At 67.7% G+C, this 14,299-nt stretch carries 15 protein-coding genes; 1 reads left to right on the forward strand and 14 read right to left on the reverse strand.

What is annotated here, in order from left to right; translation table 11 throughout:
- Positions 1 to 72 precede the first annotated feature (72 nt).
- Positions 73 to 897 carry an alpha/beta fold hydrolase gene (locus HMPREF3114_RS00060; RefSeq protein WP_053500154.1) on the reverse strand — a complete coding sequence of 275 codons (825 nt, stop codon included), beginning with the start codon at positions 895 to 897 and terminating at the stop codon, positions 73 to 75.
- Positions 898 to 1,083: 186 nt separating this feature from the next.
- Here HMPREF3114_RS00060 and HMPREF3114_RS00065 point away from each other — a divergent pair, with 186 nt between their 5' ends.
- Positions 1,084 to 1,470 (forward strand): hypothetical protein, encoded by a 387-nt coding sequence (locus tag HMPREF3114_RS00065; RefSeq protein WP_005416995.1) that lies wholly within the window; start codon positions 1,084 to 1,086, stop codon positions 1,468 to 1,470.
- 74 nt (positions 1,471 to 1,544) lie between these two features.
- Here HMPREF3114_RS00065 and HMPREF3114_RS00070 read toward each other — a convergent pair whose 3' ends face one another.
- The 13 genes from HMPREF3114_RS00070 to HMPREF3114_RS00130 all read right to left on the reverse strand — a co-directional run bounded on the left by HMPREF3114_RS00070 (position 1,545) and on the right by HMPREF3114_RS00130 (position 14,137).
- Positions 1,545 to 2,249, reverse strand: coding sequence for a DUF2968 domain-containing protein (locus HMPREF3114_RS00070; RefSeq protein WP_032954256.1), 705 nt, complete (start codon positions 2,247 to 2,249; stop codon positions 1,545 to 1,547).
- Positions 2,250 to 2,348: 99 nt separating this feature from the next.
- On the reverse strand, positions 2,349 to 4,502 hold the full coding sequence (locus HMPREF3114_RS00075; RefSeq protein WP_070488702.1) for a TadG family pilus assembly protein: 2,154 nt from the start codon (positions 4,500 to 4,502) through the stop codon (positions 2,349 to 2,351).
- Positions 4,503 to 4,510: 8 nt separating this feature from the next.
- Positions 4,511 to 4,978 (reverse strand): DUF3613 domain-containing protein, encoded by a 468-nt coding sequence (locus HMPREF3114_RS00080; RefSeq protein ID WP_053500158.1) that lies wholly within the window; start codon positions 4,976 to 4,978, stop codon positions 4,511 to 4,513.
- Positions 4,975 to 5,865 carry a tetratricopeptide repeat protein gene (locus HMPREF3114_RS00085; protein WP_053500159.1) on the reverse strand — a complete coding sequence of 297 codons (891 nt, stop codon included), beginning with the start codon at positions 5,863 to 5,865 and terminating at the stop codon, positions 4,975 to 4,977. Before HMPREF3114_RS00085 ends, HMPREF3114_RS00080 begins: the two co-directional genes overlap by 4 nt.
- On the reverse strand, positions 5,865 to 6,800 hold the full coding sequence (locus tag HMPREF3114_RS00090; RefSeq protein WP_053500161.1) for a type II secretion system F family protein: 936 nt from the start codon (positions 6,798 to 6,800) through the stop codon (positions 5,865 to 5,867). The genes HMPREF3114_RS00085 and HMPREF3114_RS00090 overlap by 1 nt, the downstream gene beginning before the upstream one ends.
- 28 nt (positions 6,801 to 6,828) lie before the next feature.
- On the reverse strand, positions 6,829 to 7,785 hold the full coding sequence (locus HMPREF3114_RS00095; protein ID WP_053500162.1) for a type II secretion system F family protein: 957 nt from the start codon (positions 7,783 to 7,785) through the stop codon (positions 6,829 to 6,831).
- Positions 7,786 to 7,787: 2 nt separating this feature from the next.
- Entirely contained in the window at positions 7,788 to 9,134 is a 1,347-nt protein-coding gene (locus HMPREF3114_RS00100) for a TadA family conjugal transfer-associated ATPase (protein ID WP_053500164.1), read from the reverse strand.
- Positions 9,119 to 10,375, reverse strand: coding sequence for a CpaE/TadZ family protein (locus tag HMPREF3114_RS00105; protein ID WP_070488705.1), 1,257 nt, complete (start codon positions 10,373 to 10,375; stop codon positions 9,119 to 9,121). Before HMPREF3114_RS00105 ends, HMPREF3114_RS00100 begins: the two co-directional genes overlap by 16 nt.
- A 28-nt stretch (positions 10,376 to 10,403) precedes the next feature.
- Positions 10,404 to 11,762 (reverse strand): type II and III secretion system protein family protein, encoded by a 1,359-nt coding sequence (locus HMPREF3114_RS00110; protein ID WP_005416985.1) that lies wholly within the window; start codon positions 11,760 to 11,762, stop codon positions 10,404 to 10,406.
- 18 nt (positions 11,763 to 11,780) lie between these two features.
- The gene (gene cpaB / locus HMPREF3114_RS00115; protein ID WP_053500168.1) at positions 11,781 to 12,815 is read right to left on the reverse strand and encodes a Flp pilus assembly protein CpaB; all 1,035 of its coding nucleotides are present in this window, start codon (positions 12,813 to 12,815) and stop codon (positions 11,781 to 11,783) included.
- A gap of 25 nt (positions 12,816 to 12,840) precedes the next feature.
- Positions 12,841 to 13,317 carry a TadE/TadG family type IV pilus assembly protein gene (locus HMPREF3114_RS00120; protein ID WP_053500170.1) on the reverse strand — a complete coding sequence of 159 codons (477 nt, stop codon included), beginning with the start codon at positions 13,315 to 13,317 and terminating at the stop codon, positions 12,841 to 12,843.
- Positions 13,314 to 13,859, reverse strand: coding sequence for an A24 family peptidase (locus tag HMPREF3114_RS00125; protein WP_053500173.1), 546 nt, complete (start codon positions 13,857 to 13,859; stop codon positions 13,314 to 13,316). The genes HMPREF3114_RS00120 and HMPREF3114_RS00125 overlap by 4 nt, the downstream gene beginning before the upstream one ends.
- Positions 13,860 to 13,948: 89 nt before the next feature.
- On the reverse strand, positions 13,949 to 14,137 hold the full coding sequence (locus HMPREF3114_RS00130) for a Flp family type IVb pilin (protein WP_005416979.1): 189 nt from the start codon (positions 14,135 to 14,137) through the stop codon (positions 13,949 to 13,951).
- Between the last annotated feature and the right edge of the window lie 162 nt (positions 14,138 to 14,299).

Below are 14,299 nucleotides of genomic sequence, written 5' to 3' on the forward strand. Positions count from 1 at the left end.
GTTTATGCACAAACGACTTAATCCCCTCCGTCCCTTTTTTGCGGCGGCGCTGGGTAGCGCCGCCGCGATACCTCACTTGCGTGCGAACGCCAGCAGGTCGGCGTTGAACTCGTCGGCGTGGGTGATGGTCAGGCCATGCGGCGCACCGGCGTACACCTTCAGTTCGGCATCCTTGATGATCTGCGAGGACAGCTTGGCCGAGGCATCGAACGGCACGATCTGGTCGTCATCGCCGTGCACGACCAGCGCCGGCACGTCGATCTTCTTCAGGTCCTCGGTGTAGTCCACTTCCGAGAATTCGTGCACGCAGTCGTACTGGCCCTTGACGCCACCGAGCATGCCCTGCAGCCAGAACGCATCGCGCATGCCCTGGGTGACGTTGTTGCCATCCCGGTTGGCGCCGAAGAACGGGGTGGTCAGGTCCTTGAAGAACTGCGAACGGTCGCCGCCGGTACCCTTGCGGATGCCGTCGAAGACCTCCAGCGGGGTGCCGGCGGGGTTGCCAGCGGTCTTCAGCATCAGCGGCGGCACGGCGCCGACCAGCACCACCTTGGCCACGCGCGCGCTGCCGTGGCGGCCGATGTAATGGGCCACTTCACCGCCGCCGGTGGAATGGCCGACCAGGATCGCGTCCTTCAGGTCCAGCGCTTCGATCACCGCGGCCAGGTCATCGGCATAGGTGTCCATGTTGTTGCCGTTCCAGGTCTGGCTGGAGCGTCCGTGGCTGCGGCGATCGTGGGCGACCACGCGGAAGCCGTTCTGGCCCATGAACAGCATCTGCGGATCCCAGGCATCGGAAGACAGCGGCCAACCGTGGGCGAACACGATCGGCTGGCCGGTGCCCCAATCCTTGTAGAAGATGCGGGCGCCATCGGCGACGGTGACGAAGTTGCTCATTGCAGGTTCCTTGGCGGAAGGGAGGGAAGGCTTCGGCAGGATGCCGGTGCCTTCGGCAGTACAGCGCAGGCGCAGGCGACCGACTTGCACGGCTGTGCTGGATTGCATCGGATGTGACGCGTATCGCTCTGGCAGGACGGGAGCCGTATGCCGAGGATGAGCGCAGCCCGCCACAGGAACGCACGGATGCCCGCCATGCGATGGTCGCTGATGCTGTGCCTGCTGCTGCCCATGGCAGCGCCGGCACAGACCCATGTCTACAAGTGCGTGGATGGACCGCACCCGGTCTACCAGCAGACACCCTGCCAGGGGCGTGCCGCATGGCGCTGGGACGTGCCCGCGGAGCAGTCATTGTCCCGCGGCGCTGTGGCGCCAGCGGCCTCGACACCGAAGCCAACGCCGCGGCCACGGCGTGCGGCGCGGGCGCACGGTGCGCTGATCACGATCAGCACGGATGCGGCAGCCTGCGAGCGTGCCCGGCGTGATCGTGAGAAGGCGTTGCTCAAGCGTCGGCGCTTGGATTTCGTGCAGCGCCGGCAGCTGGATGACGCGGTCTACGACGCCTGCCAGTGATGCGGGACGCTGAAGTGCCGAAAACGACAACGGCGCCATAGGGCGCCGTCGCGTGAGTACCGTGAGTGCAGCTCTCAGCGACCGTCGCTTGCGGCGGCCGGTGCGGGCACACTGTCCGGCTTGGGCAGGCTCAATTCCGGGTTGCCCTGTTCGGCCTGCAGGATCTGGATGCGGCGCTGCAGGGCGTCCAGCTGGCTGTTGGTGCTCTGCACGTCGGTGCTGAGGCTCACGGCCTGCTGCTGGGCCTGCTGCAGGGCCGCGCTGACCTGTGCCGACTGCGCCTGCTGCTGTTCCATTTCCTGCTGCAGGGTGCGCAGGCGTTCTTCGTTGTAGGCCACCAAGCGCTCGGTGTAGCGCTTGCCGGCTTCAAGGCGGGTGGTGTCGATGTAGACCTGGGCCAGCTGTTCGGACTGCTGCGCGAAGGTGCGGTAGACGCGCTCGGCGTTGTCCACCGCATCGGTCTTGATCACCCGCCAGAAGTTCTTCTCCTGGAACAGGGCGACGTAGTAGGTCAGGGTGTTGGCATTGAACAGCAGGCTGGCGCCGTAGTTGCCGTTGTAGGTGGTGCGCAGCTCGGTCAGCTGGCGCGAGTCCATCAACTGCTTGAGTTCGTCCACGGTATTGCGCACCACCGGCGCGCTGCGCGCCGGTTCGGCTGCCGCCTCACGGTCGCCACGTGCTGCCATCGCTGCCGGTGCCACCAGCATCATGACCACGGCCAGCACTGCCGCGCTGCGCGCGTGCCGGGCAAAGACCGCGCCCCCTGAAGTTTCTCGCATGTCTAGACCATCCACGGATGAGTGTGGGTTGATATGAAGGTGGTTCCCCGCCGGGAGTCTAGCATGGGTGTGGGCGCCGCCAAGGGCGCCCGTCACCGGTCAGTAGACCAGTTGTGCGGTGCTGCACTGGATCGACTGCACATTGACGTCGGTCCGGCCCAGTTCAAGGCCCAGCACGCTGGCCAGCAGGTTGGTCAGCAGGGTGCCGACACTGTTTAGCACCGGCCGCAGTGCGGCCAGGATCGGCTTCAGCACGGTGCACAGCAGGCCGCTGCAGCTGACGCTGCCATCGGGGTTGGTGACACCCGTTCCCCCCGCACCATCGAGAAAGCCGGCCGGTGCGGTCTGGATGTACGACGCCAGATTGTTGCGCACGCAGCCGTTGTAATCGATCAGGTTGCCGAGCAGGCTGTCGCAGCGGTTGATCAGCAGGCCGCCGACCAGCGAGCCAAGCAGGCCATCGAGCACGCCCAGTCCCTGGCCGGTGACCGTAACCTTCAGCGCATCCCAGACCGGCCCGTCCTTGTGGCAGGTGGTCAGGTTGAGCAGCCCGCACGCATATGGCAGCCCACCCGGCACGGTCCAGCTGTTCAGCGGAGCCAGCTGCTTGCCGGGATCGCCGTCGCGCAGCAGTGGAATGAGCTTGTCGATGTCGTAGCGCCCACCCGTGGGAAACGCCGCCTGCAGATAGCGATCGGCCAGGGCCTTGGCGGTGTCGTTGGCGTTCATGCCCTGCTTGGGCGAATTGAGCATGCCCGACAGCACCCGTAGCAGTTCGTTGACCAGGCTCGACACTGCGTCACCGATCGCGAGCGGGTTGAACCGGGTCGAGCCGGTCTCACCGGCGGCCAGGGTCAGGGTCTGCGTGCTGGTCAGGGCGGGCAGGGTAATCCTGTCGTTGATCAATGGTTGGCCCAGCAGCTTCAGCAGCTGTTCGTCCTGCAGCGTGGCATCGCAGACATTGGCCTTGGAGAAGCGCTGTGCGGGGTCGACATTGCCGACGCAGGCGCGCAGCCCCGACGAGTCCACCTGGATCGTGGCCTTGGGTGGACTGCCGCCGCACTGGATGCCGGTCAAGGTGCCCATACCGTTGGCCACGTCGACGTGCAACGGCAGGTGCAGGCGCGTGCCAAGCAGGTTCAGCAGCGGCCCCAGCGCGAACAGGTTGTTGCTGTCCACGTCCGCCATCAGCCGCACCTGCGCGTTGTAGGCACGGCTGCCGACGCCGCCGATGGCGATCGATGGCGGCTCGACCACGCCGGCCTGGATCCTGATGCCCAGCAGGTCCAGTCCCTTGACCGCCACGCCGTTGCCATCGTTGGCGATGGAGATCGCGGTGTTGATCAGGTTGAGCACGTTGATCTGTGACTCCAGTGCGCTGCCGACCGTGCCGTCGGGCGAGACAACTTCGGCAAACAGGCCACCGCCGCCGGACTGGCTGCCAAGCACGATGTTGAGCTTGTTGATGTCCAGCTGGGTGGCAACCAGATCGGACAGGGCGCGCAGCTGCACCCCCACTGCGGAGTCACGGCCGACCACGGTGGCGGTAGCATCGACCAGCTGTGCCAGCGAAATCTTGTTGACCGACAGCAGGCGATTGAAGTCGGCCACGCTGAGGTTGGCGCTTACCGGTATGTTGAGCGCTTTCAGCAGGCCGGACGGAGTCACGTTGGCCTGTGCCAGGCCGTCATAGGACAGCACCGTGGCATTGGTGACGTCCAGGCCAACCAGGCGCAGGGTGGACAGCAGCACTGAATCGCCATTGGTCCGCAGCAGCTGCGAGCCGACCGCAAACACCGCGGTGGGTTCGGCACGGCGCGCCACGGCCTGCACCCTCACGGTGGGCAGGCTGGAAGTCTGACCGAAGAAGGGCAGCACGCTGCGCTCGGCGATCACCTGAACCGCATTGCGGGGATTGCTGGCATCGACGCTGGTGACGAAGCGGGTGCCGGTGCCACGGCTGGCGCTCCAGTTGCCGCAGCGGATCTGCAGGGTGCCTGCGAACCCGTTCTGGACCACCGCATTCTGCCGGGCCGCGTTGTTGTCGCTGTTGTCCGGGCTGCACAGCTCCAGCCGCTGTGCGCCGGCCAGTGCGGCAAGGTCGGCCACCTTCTGCGCATCACGCTTGGCCCAGAACAGATAGCCGATCTCGATCAGGCCCAGCATGGCCACCAGCGCCAGCATGACCAGCATCATCGTGACCGACATGCCGCCGCGTGCGCGGCTGAAACTGAACTGGCGTGGGCGTTTCATGGCCGACCTCAGCGTCCGGAGGAGGAGGCGTCCTTGGACCGGGAGACATCGGTCTCAAAGAAGTCCGGGATCTCGTGTTCAAAGCTCTTCAGGTAACGCGCATAGCTCAGCGTGGCCTGGTCACCCAGGATCGGCAGCCGTTGGCCGGCCTGCTGCCCGGAGGCCTGCAGGCGGAACAGGTTGCGGGTCGCCTCGCCGCTGGGCAGGCGCGCGCGCGGTGCCGCGGGCGATGCTGGTGCGACGTCGTTTGCGATGGTCGTCGCTTGCGCCGTGGCCCCCCCGGCGGATGCGGAGGGAGCGGCGATGTCCAGGCTGGGAAGCGGCTCGGCCTGCATCGGCGCCGTGGCCGGTGCCGACAGCGAGGGGCCACCGAGCATCTGTCCGGTCAATGGCTGTTGCTGCGCCTGCACGGCACCGGCAACAAGCAGGCAGCACAGCACGGGCAACAGGCGTCGGATCTGGCGCATCGTGGTCATGGTGTGCTTCCGGTCGGGTGGTCGGTGGCGCTGAAGCGTTCCAGCATCGAGGGTGGCAGGCGCTGCGGATCGCGTTGGACGCGCGGGTCGGGGCGGGGTTCGCCCGCCAGCCGTGCGCCGCCCGATGCACGAGCGCCACTCTCGACGCTGGCCGTGTGTGCAGATGTGGCTGCGTTGGCTGCGGCAGCGGCCTGTCGTTGCTGCAGGCGCGTGCGGATCTGCTGGGCCTGCTGCTGGATGCTTCGGCGCGTTTCCTCGTTGAGGCTGGCCTGTGCCGATAGCCGCTCCGCCGTCGCCTGGTCGCCGCGCAGTACCGCCCAGAGTGCAAGGTTGGCCGTTGCCTTGGCGTTGCCCGGTGAAAGTTCCAGGGCCTTGGCCAGCGGCTCGCGGGCCTGATCGAACTGGCCGGCACGCAGCCGTGCATAGCCCAGGTCACCCAGGTAGTCGGTGTTCAAGGGCTGCAGCTGCGTGGCGCGCGCCAGCGCCTGTTCGCTTCCGGCGTCGTCGTCGCGGCGTGCAGCGATCAGGCCCAGGCCGTGGGCGGCCGCCGCGGCCTGCGGCCCGCTGGACAGCTCGCGATACAGCGCGATCGCCGCGTCGGCCTGGCCGGTCTCGCGCAGTGCGTCGGCCTGCAGCAGGCGCAGGGCAGGGCGATCACCATAGCGCTGGCGGAAGGCCTCCACGTGGGCCAGCGAGGCATACCAGGCGCCCTGCTGCTGCATGCGTTCGATCAGCTCCAGATAGGCGTTGCGGCTGTCCTGCGGATCGGGTTCCGGCGGCGCAAGGCTGGGCGCCCGCACATATTTCGGTGTGGTCGAGGCGCAGCCACTGGCCAGGGCGGCGAGGGCGACGGCAAGCAGCAGGCAGGAGGTGCGCAGGGCAGGCATCAGGGAGATCCCATCTTGGACAGGGTGGTGGCCAGCGCGACCAGCGCCGGGCCGGCAAGCACCAGCATCAGTGCCGGCAACAGGGTCAGCATCATCACCACGGTCATCTTCACCGAGAGCTTGCCGACCTTTTCCTTCAACGCGTTGCGGCGCTGTTCGCGCAGGCGGAGGCTGAACTGGCGCAACGGCTCCTGCACTGCGCCGCCGTGCGCATGCACCTGCAGGATCAACTGCATCAGGCTGGCCAGGTCATCATCGGCGTAGACCTCGCTCAGACGCCGCAACGACTGCGCGCGCGTGCGGCCATGGGTATAGGCCACATTGGCTTCCTGCAGTTCGCCGCCGAGTACCGGCAATGCATCGCGCAGCTTGTCACCCAGGGTCTGCAGGCTCTGGTCCATGCTGAAGCCCACGCCCTGCAGCAGGCGCAGCAGGTCGATCAGCAGGGGCAGCTCGTTCTCGACCGCGCGGCGGCGGCGCCTGACCCACGACGACAGCACGAACTTGGGCAGCAGCAGCCCGGCCGCCAGCGCACCGATCACCACCATCACCTTGGCAAGCCCGTGCGCGCTGCTGAACGCCAGCGCCAGCGCCAGCACCAACAGGGCAAGCAGCAGGCGCAGGCCGAGATAGATCGCGGTGCCACGGCGCGTGTTCCAGCCAGCCAGGTCCAACAGCAGCTTGTCTTCGTTGGCAAGCAGCGCAGCCTCCAGGCGGCCGCCACTGAGCGAGCGCCCGAAGCGCTCGATCCAGCCCAGCGAGTCGCGGCGCGTGGCCTCGGTGTCGCGGCCTTCCTCACGCGGCTGCAGCGCGGTTTTCAGTGTGGCTGAGGTGCGGTGCTCGCGATGGCTGCGCACCCAGCCGGCGATACCGAGCAGGGCGACGCCGGCCGCCAGCACCAGCAGCGAAAGGGCGAACCAGGCGCTGGCGCTCATCGGGCACCTCCGGGGCGGCTGTGGGCGGTCATAGCGATTTGGCCAGGCGGTACAGCAGGAACGCCCCTAGCAGTTCCAGGCCCAGCGCGATCAACAGGATCCTGTGACCGAGCGGGTCGTGCAGCACCGGCTGGAAAAACGCCGGGCTGGAGATCGCCATCAGCACCGCACTGGCGGGCGGCAGCAGCCCCAGTACCCAGGCCGACATCCGTGTTTCCGAGGTGGTGGCCGCCAGTTCCTGCTGGGCCTGTTCCAGATCGCGCATGAAATCGCCCATGCGTTGCAGGATCTGGTCGGCGCGGCCACCGATGCGCACGCTCACGCCGATCACCACTGCCAGCACCTTCAGTACGTCCATCCGGTACGGCTGCGCGGCCAGGGTCAATGCACGATCCAGGTCCATGCCGCTGCGCGCATAGCGCGCCGTGGTGTCGAGCAGGCCGCGCAGTGGCGCGCTGGTCTGCATCGAAGACACCTGGAACGCGGCCTGCAGGCTGTTGCCCAGCGCGGTGAGGCGGACCAGGTTGTCGAGAAAGTCCGGCATCTGGTGCAGCAGCTGCGCGCGCAGCTTCGTGATCCGGCGCATCACCCACAGCCAGCAGCCCAGCAGGTACAGCAGCAGGGTCAGCGGAAACATCCAGGCCGTGCCCAGCCGCATCGCCGCCACGACCGCAAGCATCAGTCCCGGCACCAGCAGCATCAGTGGCAGCTTCCAGCCCGGCCGAAGGCCGGCGCGCTGCAGGACACCGTCCCACGGCAGTACACGGGTTCCGGTGCTGGCCGGGCGGGTCGAATCGTTGGCCGCCGCAACGGCAGGCCCGGCCGGTACCGCGCCGGCCGCGCTGCCGCGCGCCAGCTGTTGCTCGGCATGCTGCAGCGAGGCCTGGCGCTGCTCACGGCTGGCGGCGGTGCCCCATAGCCAGACGGCCAGCGCCAGCAGCACCGAGATGATGCTCAACACGCCCAGCAGCAGGCCGGTGCCCATGCTCAGAAGTCCCCGTAGAGCGATTCACGCAATTGCTGGCGGAACGGCTCCAGCTTGTGCGAGTGCGGATGGAAGCCCAGGCCGATCCAGCGGTCGGTCTCGCGGCCGGTGGCGTCGATCTGCACCTCGTGGCGGAACATTTCCTGGGTGGTGATCAGGTTGTCGCTGACCCCGGTGATCTCGGTGATCGAGACCAGCACCCGGCGCCCGCTGCCCAGCCGCGAGATCTGCACGATGAAGTCGATGGCGCTGGCAATCTGCCGGCGCAGGCTGTCCTCGCTGCCCTGGAAGCCGGCAAAGCCTGCCAGCATCTCGATGCGGTACAGGCAGTCGCGTGGCGTGTTGGCGTGGATGGTGGCCATCGATCCGTCATGGCCGGTATTCATCGCCTGCAGCATTTCCAGCACTTCAGCGCCTCGCACTTCGCCGACCACGATGCGGTCCGGGCGCATGCGCAGACTGTTGCGCACCAGGTCGCGGATGCTGACCGCGCCCTGGCCCTCGGCGCCGCCGATGCGGCTTTCCAGGCGCACCACGTGCGGATGGTTCAGCGAAAGCTCGGCGGTGTCCTCCACGGTGATGACGCGCTCGCTGGGTGGCACGTAGCTGGCCAGCGCATTCAGCAGCGAGGTCTTGCCGGAACTGGTGCCGCCGGAGACCAGGATGTTGCAGCGGCCCAGCACCATCGCCTTCAGCAGGGCCTGCATCGGTGCGTCGAAGGTGCCCTTGGCAAGCAGCTCGTCGGGGGTGAACGGGTCCTTGCGGAACTTGCGGATGGACACCATCGGCCCGTCCACCGCCAGTGGCGAGATGATCGCGTTGAGGCGGCCGCCGTTGGGCAGGCGCGCATCGACCATCGGATTGGAATCATCCAGCCGGCGGCCAAGCGGCGCGAGGATGCGGCGCAGGATGCGCAGCAGGTGGGTGTCATCGGTGAAGCGCTGGGTGGCACGCCGGAGCTGGCCACCCTGCGAAACGTGCACGTCCTTGAAACCGTTGATCAGGATGTCTTCGATGGAGGGGTCGTGGAGCAGGTCGTCCAGCGGGCCGAAACCGGTCAGCTCCTTGACCAGGCCCTCGGCAACCACCTGCATCTCTTCTTCGTTGATCGGGATGCGCCATTCCTGGATGAAGCCCACGGTCTGTACCTGCACCCAGCGGGCGATGGTGTCCGGGGCCCAGGAATCGATGTCGATGCGCTCGTCCTCGATGCTGTTGAGCAGGTGCTCATGCGCGGCCGACAGCACCTTCTGGTACTGCTCGGTCTGTGCGAACGGCAGGTGGCCTGGGCTTTCGTGCAGCAGCGGGCGGGCAACGGCATGCGGGAACGGGGTTACCTTGTCTTCCATTGCGATCCACCCAGGGCAAGGGAGAGTCTTTCCCGCAGGCCATGCGGCTGGACCGGGCAGGCAGCCGGGTCCAGCCGTGACACGAGCGGGGCGAGGGCACGCAGGTAGGGATCGCGCGGCGCATCCTGCAGCAGCAGGCGGCCCTGGCTGGCGGCAAGGCGCACACGCGGTCGTTCAGGCAATGTCGCCAGCAACGGCAGTTCGAAGCGGCGTGCGATCTGTTCCGGGCTCATGCCGCTGCTGTCGTCGTGGCGGTTGATCACCAGTTGCAGGCGCTTCTCGCGCTCGCGCTGGCCTGCAAGATGCTTCAGTGCCTGGTCCAGCGAGATCAGCGTGGCGATCGACGCATCGGTGACCAGCCAGATCTCGTCTGCCTGGTCCAGCAACAGCGGCGGCAGCTGCCGCAGCGGGCAGCCGCCGGCATCACACAGCACGCTGGCGAACACCCCGCGCAGGCGCTGCAGCAGCGCGCCAGGGTCGGACGGGGGCACGGCATCACTGCCGCCGGCACGGTCCAGCAGCACCAGCCCGGAGTCATGGCGCGCCATCGCGGTGCGTGCAAGGGTGGCGTCGATGCGGCTGGCGTTGCGCAGCGCATCCTCGTAGTGGAAGCGGCTGTCGAGATTGAGGTACAGCGCAAGGTCACCGGCGGGCTGCGCCAGTTCCATCAGCAGGCCGTCCTGCTGCACTGCATCGCCCTGGGCGAGGGCCCGCGTCTGTTGCGCCAGCACCGAAAGATGTGCGGCCAGGGTACTGGTGCCGACGCCTGCGCGCACGCCCAGCAGCACGATCAGGCGCGCCTTGTGCGCATGCTGCGCCACCGCGGCCGGGCGCGGTGACAGTGCGCGCCGCAGGGCCGCCTCGATGCCGGCGTTGTCACTGTCCAGGTCCAGCACATCGCGCAGGCCGGCGCGCAGCGCGATCACCACGCCTTCGACCTGGCCGGCGCTGGTGGCGCCGACCGCGACCAGCGCCAGGTCCGGTTGGGTCTGCTGCAGCTGCTGTGCCAGTACGCTCGAGGCAGCCGCGTGCTCGGGCCGGAAGTCAAGCAGCACCAGGCTCTGCGGGCCGCGTTGCAGGTCCTGCGCCGACGTCGGCGCACTGCTGTCCTGCCAGTGCAGGGTGGTGGTCGGCGGCAGCTTGGCGACCAGCCGGGGCAGCAGTTCGCGGTCGATGCCGTACAGGACCAGGTTCATCGGCGGTCCTTGCGGATGCAGCGGCTGGGCGGTGGCGTAGGGCATGGGCGTGGTTCTACAGGCGTCATGGAAGTCAGCGCGAGAAGCCGGGCACCGGGTCCTGGCTGACCGGCCCCAGCAACCACGATCCCCATTCGGGAAGATGCGGCTTGGCTTCGCGCTCGCCAGGCAGCGGCAGTTCGGTATTGCGTGCCAGCGGCTGCACCAGACGCGGGGTGACGATGATCACCAGCTCCTTGTCCTGGCGCTTGTAGTCGAAGTTGCGGAAGAACGAACCAATGATCGGCAGGTCGCCCAGCAGTGGAATCTTGTTGACGTTGGAGACGATGTTGGAGCTGACCAGGCCACCGATGACGAAGCTCTCGCCATCGCCCAGCTCGACCGTAGTATCGGCGCGACGGGTGGTGATCGAGGGAATCTGCACGTTGTTGAGCACGATCGCGTTGCTGTAGTCCAGGTCGCTCGCCTCCGGCGCCACCTTCAGCGCGATCCGGTTCGGCGCCAGTACCGTTGGGGTCACGGTCAGGCCGATGCCGAAGGGCTTGTAGGTGATGGTGGTGGTGCCAAGCCCCTGCGGCTCCAGGATCGGCAGCTCGCCACCGGCCAGGAAGCTGGCGCTCTGGCCGGACAGTGCCACCAGCGTCGGCTCGGCCAGCACGCGCGCCATGCCATTGCTCTGCAGCAGTTCGACATCGGCGTTCCACAGTCCCTTGGTCGAGCCGAACACCAGCCGGAACGCCGATGAAATCGGCGACACGGCCTCGTTGCTGCTGTTGCCTTCCTTCATGCCGGGCAGCAGGCCGGTATTGCCGGGCAGGCCAGTGCCGGGTCGCGCGAAGCCATAGGCGAAGCCGCCGTTGCGGTTCTGGAAGTTGATGCCGATCTGCTTCATCGCGGTCTTGTTGAACTCGACCACCTTGACCTCGACCTGGACCACGCCCCCACTGTTGATGGTGGACGCATCGGCAAGCATGCCGTCCTTGCCCAGCGCCATCGCCGCAGTGCGCTGTTCCTGCATGTGCGTGAGCATGCTGTCGGTGCTTCCCTGCAGGAGGCCCTGCTGGTCCTGCTGGGTGAACACCAGCCCGGTACCGCCGGTGCTGGCAGCGCCCTGTACGGCGCTCTGCACCCGTACCGTCAACCGCTGTGGCTCGGCCTGTCTGCGGTGCCACAGCAGCAGGGTGGTGGTACCGGGCATCTTGCCGACCAGCAGCGCCTGGCGCTGCCCGCGCAGCATCACGATGTCGGCCACACCCGGGTCGGCAATGGCCACCCGCTCCAGGTCGGCCGGCAGGGTCCAGGGACGCTGCTCGCGCGCCTGCAGCACCAGGTCATCGGCGGCCACGCTCGTTGCCGGCGCCAGCAGCACCAGCAGCAGGGCCAGCCAGCGCTGGCGGAGGGAGAGGCGTGGACGGCGGCGACGTTCGGTCATGGATGCACTCGATGCAGGTCAAAGGGAGGCACGGGATGCGGAACTGTCGCCGCGGATGATCTCGATCCCCGACGCGCGCGGTGCACTGCGACGTGGCGCCGGCGCGCGCGCCGGTGAATCCGGGGTGCCGCGTTGCGGTGCACTGCCACGTCCGGCCAGCGCGTCGCTGTCGATACCGGCAAAAGCGTGGTTCTCCGGCCGCTGCAGGGCGAGCTGCTGTTCGGCGTCGAGCCCACGCAGCGGGTCGATCACTCCGCGCGATTGCGGGAACAACGCCAGGTCGGGCAGGCCGGTATCGGCGGGATTGCGCAGGGCCAGGAAAAGCTTGCCCTGCTGCGCACCCAGCAGCAGCCGGTTGGCGTCGGCCACCGGTACCGCAAGCACCGCGCTGCGTGCGGGTTGCGGCGCTTCATTGCTGCTGTGCGTGCTGCCACTTCCGGTGATGTCGGCAGCGCGCGGGTCGTTGCGGGTGTCGGCCTCGCTGTCGGAAGTAGTCTCTGTGGCCACCGGCACGATGTCCTGCTGGCCGTAGCTCAGGACGCGCAGGCGCGACAGCAGCAGGCGCGTCTGCGCGGCTTCGCCAGGGCTGTTGATGTTGGGCTGGGCGTTGCGGAGGTTGAGGAAGACGTCGACGAAATCACCGGGAAGGATGCGGTTGCCGGCACCGACCAGTTCGTCCACGGGCACGGCCAGTGCACGCTCGCCCGGCCGCAGCTGCAGCGAGAAGCCCTGAGCCAACGCGCTGCCGTTGATCACACTGCCTTCGGCAATGTCCTGCACCGGCACCTTGCCGGTCACGGCGGCAATGCTGGTAGCGGCGCCGGGGACGGGTGAGGTGCGCTGGGCCAGGCGCAGGCCGTTGGCGCTGATCGGCTCGCCCGCAGGCAGGCGTGCCACGGCTTCGACCACGGTGATCGCCTGCGTCTCGCTGTGAGCGACTGGTGCGACCGTTGCAGGTGCGGCGGGTTTGCGCCCGATCATGAAGGCGATCAGCGCCAGCAGCACGGCCAGGCCGATCAGGGCGACGGCAGCGATGCGGGTCAACTTGAGCATGGAACCGTCTCCAAAGTACCGATCATCAATTGCCGCTGCCGAGATCGAGCTGCGCGACCGCGACGCTGCGGATGGGGGCCTGCATCACCCACTTGTAGAGCGTGGCGGTGCCGGGCAGGAAGGGATGGTTGGCGTAGTCGTAGCTGACCGTCACGGTCATGCACTGGGCCGTGGCCAGACCGGCGCAGGGCGCCTGTGCCGACACCACGATGGCGTTGCTGCCCCCCGCGCTGCAGTCCACGTTCTGCTTGGAAAACTGCAGCAACCATTGCATCGAGGTGCGTGCGGCGACGCAGGCGGCTGTGCGTCGTTCGCTGGCGGTGCCGTAGCGCAGCGAGGCGCGCGCGCCTTCGGCCGAGGCGGTGGCCAGGGTCTGTTGCGCCGCCATGATCATCACCCCGGAGAAGGTGAACAGCAGCAGCGGCAACAGGCCGAGCATCAGCATCAGGGCGAACTCGATGCTGGCGACACCGCGTTGCAGGCGTGGGCTGCGGATGTTCATGGTGCACCTCCGTAGATGCTGGCCAGCACCCAGCCGATGGCGGCCAGTGCCAGGTAGGCTGCATAGGGAATGCCACGTCGTCCCTGGCGGGCGGCCTGCATGTCACGCAGCACCGGATGCGCTTGCCACTGCGTGCTGGTGCGATTGACCTGCATCTGCAGGTGACCGGGCAGCAGCACGCCCAGGCGGCGACCGGCCAGCACCAGCACGGCATGCAACCCAGCCGTGAGGCTCGCTACCAGCCAGACCGGCAGCAGCGCCTGCCAGCCCAGCATCAGGCCCACCACGGCGAAGAACTTCACGTCTCCGGCGCCCATCCAGCGCAGGGCATGGAACGGCAGCAGCGCCAACAGGCCGATCGCCGCGCCGGCCAGGTGGGGCAGCCACGGCTGGCGCGGCGCACTGAACTGGCCGACCACGATCACCGCAGTGGCGATCACGCATGCGGCGACCAGCCAGGTGTTGGGCACCCGACGGGCATACAGATCACTGATCGCGATCCGCAGGCAGACGCCGATGGCCAACAATCCCAGCACTGTCATCGCACACTCCATCGTCCGTCACTGGACGGTCTTCGCCTGGTTCCATGGGCCCCGCCGTCGCGGCCCTGCCGGCCGCGCGCGGTCGCCGCTCAGGTCGTCGAGCCCGACGCCTTGGTGGCCAGTGCGGAGAGGTTCTTGAACAGCGTTTCGAAGAACCCCTTGATCTGGTCGTTGCCGACCGCAATCAGGACGCCAGCGATGACGGCAGCCAGCAGCCCGTACTCGAGCGCGGTGACGCCGTCTTCTTCCTTCAGGAATTTGCGGATCGATGCGTTCATGACCAATGTCTCCCTCTACCTGTCTGCGGATGCAGTACACCTGCGTTGGGCGGTGGCCCGGCTCCGCCGGGATCGTCCGTGGGCCTCCGCGCGTCCTGGCGGAGGAGGCACGGCGGGACTGGCCCGCTGTGCTCAAGCAGGGTGATCGTTTCCAGGCGGGAC

This window comes from Stenotrophomonas sp. HMSC10F07 (assembly GCF_001807895.1).
Classification (GTDB): Bacteria; Pseudomonadota; Gammaproteobacteria; order Xanthomonadales; family Xanthomonadaceae; genus Stenotrophomonas; species Stenotrophomonas sepilia.

Excerpts from the sequence above, each read along its gene's own strand:
- HMPREF3114_RS00085 (WP_053500159.1), bottom strand. The coding sequence starts at position 5,865 with ATGCCTGCCCTGCGCACCTCCTGCCTGCTGCTTGCCGTCGCCCTCGCC.
- HMPREF3114_RS00090 (WP_053500161.1), bottom strand. The coding sequence starts at position 6,800 with ATGAGCGCCAGCGCCTGGTTCGCCCTTTCGCTGCTGGTGCTGGCGGCC.
- HMPREF3114_RS00065 (WP_005416995.1), top strand. The coding sequence starts at position 1,084 with ATGCCCGCCATGCGATGGTCGCTGATGCTGTGCCTGCTGCTGCCCATG.
- HMPREF3114_RS00120 (WP_053500170.1), bottom strand. The coding sequence starts at position 13,317 with ATGAACATCCGCAGCCCACGCCTGCAACGCGGTGTCGCCAGCATCGAG.
- HMPREF3114_RS00075 (WP_070488702.1), bottom strand. The coding sequence starts at position 4,502 with ATGAAACGCCCACGCCAGTTCAGTTTCAGCCGCGCACGCGGCGGCATG.
- HMPREF3114_RS00105 (WP_070488705.1), bottom strand. The coding sequence starts at position 10,375 with ATGCCCTACGCCACCGCCCAGCCGCTGCATCCGCAAGGACCGCCGATG.
- HMPREF3114_RS00110 (WP_005416985.1), bottom strand. The coding sequence starts at position 11,762 with ATGACCGAACGTCGCCGCCGTCCACGCCTCTCCCTCCGCCAGCGCTGG.
- cpaB (WP_053500168.1), bottom strand. The coding sequence starts at position 12,815 with ATGCTCAAGTTGACCCGCATCGCTGCCGTCGCCCTGATCGGCCTGGCC.
- HMPREF3114_RS00080 (WP_053500158.1), bottom strand. The coding sequence starts at position 4,978 with ATGACCACGATGCGCCAGATCCGACGCCTGTTGCCCGTGCTGTGCTGC.
- HMPREF3114_RS00130 (WP_005416979.1), bottom strand. The coding sequence starts at position 14,137 with ATGAACGCATCGATCCGCAAATTCCTGAAGGAAGAAGACGGCGTCACC.
- HMPREF3114_RS00070 (WP_032954256.1), bottom strand. The coding sequence starts at position 2,249 with ATGCGAGAAACTTCAGGGGGCGCGGTCTTTGCCCGGCACGCGCGCAGC.
- HMPREF3114_RS00125 (WP_053500173.1), bottom strand. The coding sequence starts at position 13,859 with ATGACAGTGCTGGGATTGTTGGCCATCGGCGTCTGCCTGCGGATCGCG.
- HMPREF3114_RS00060 (WP_053500154.1), bottom strand. The coding sequence starts at position 897 with ATGAGCAACTTCGTCACCGTCGCCGATGGCGCCCGCATCTTCTACAAG.
- HMPREF3114_RS00100 (WP_053500164.1), bottom strand. The coding sequence starts at position 9,134 with ATGGAAGACAAGGTAACCCCGTTCCCGCATGCCGTTGCCCGCCCGCTG.
- HMPREF3114_RS00095 (WP_053500162.1), bottom strand. The coding sequence starts at position 7,785 with ATGGGCACCGGCCTGCTGCTGGGCGTGTTGAGCATCATCTCGGTGCTG.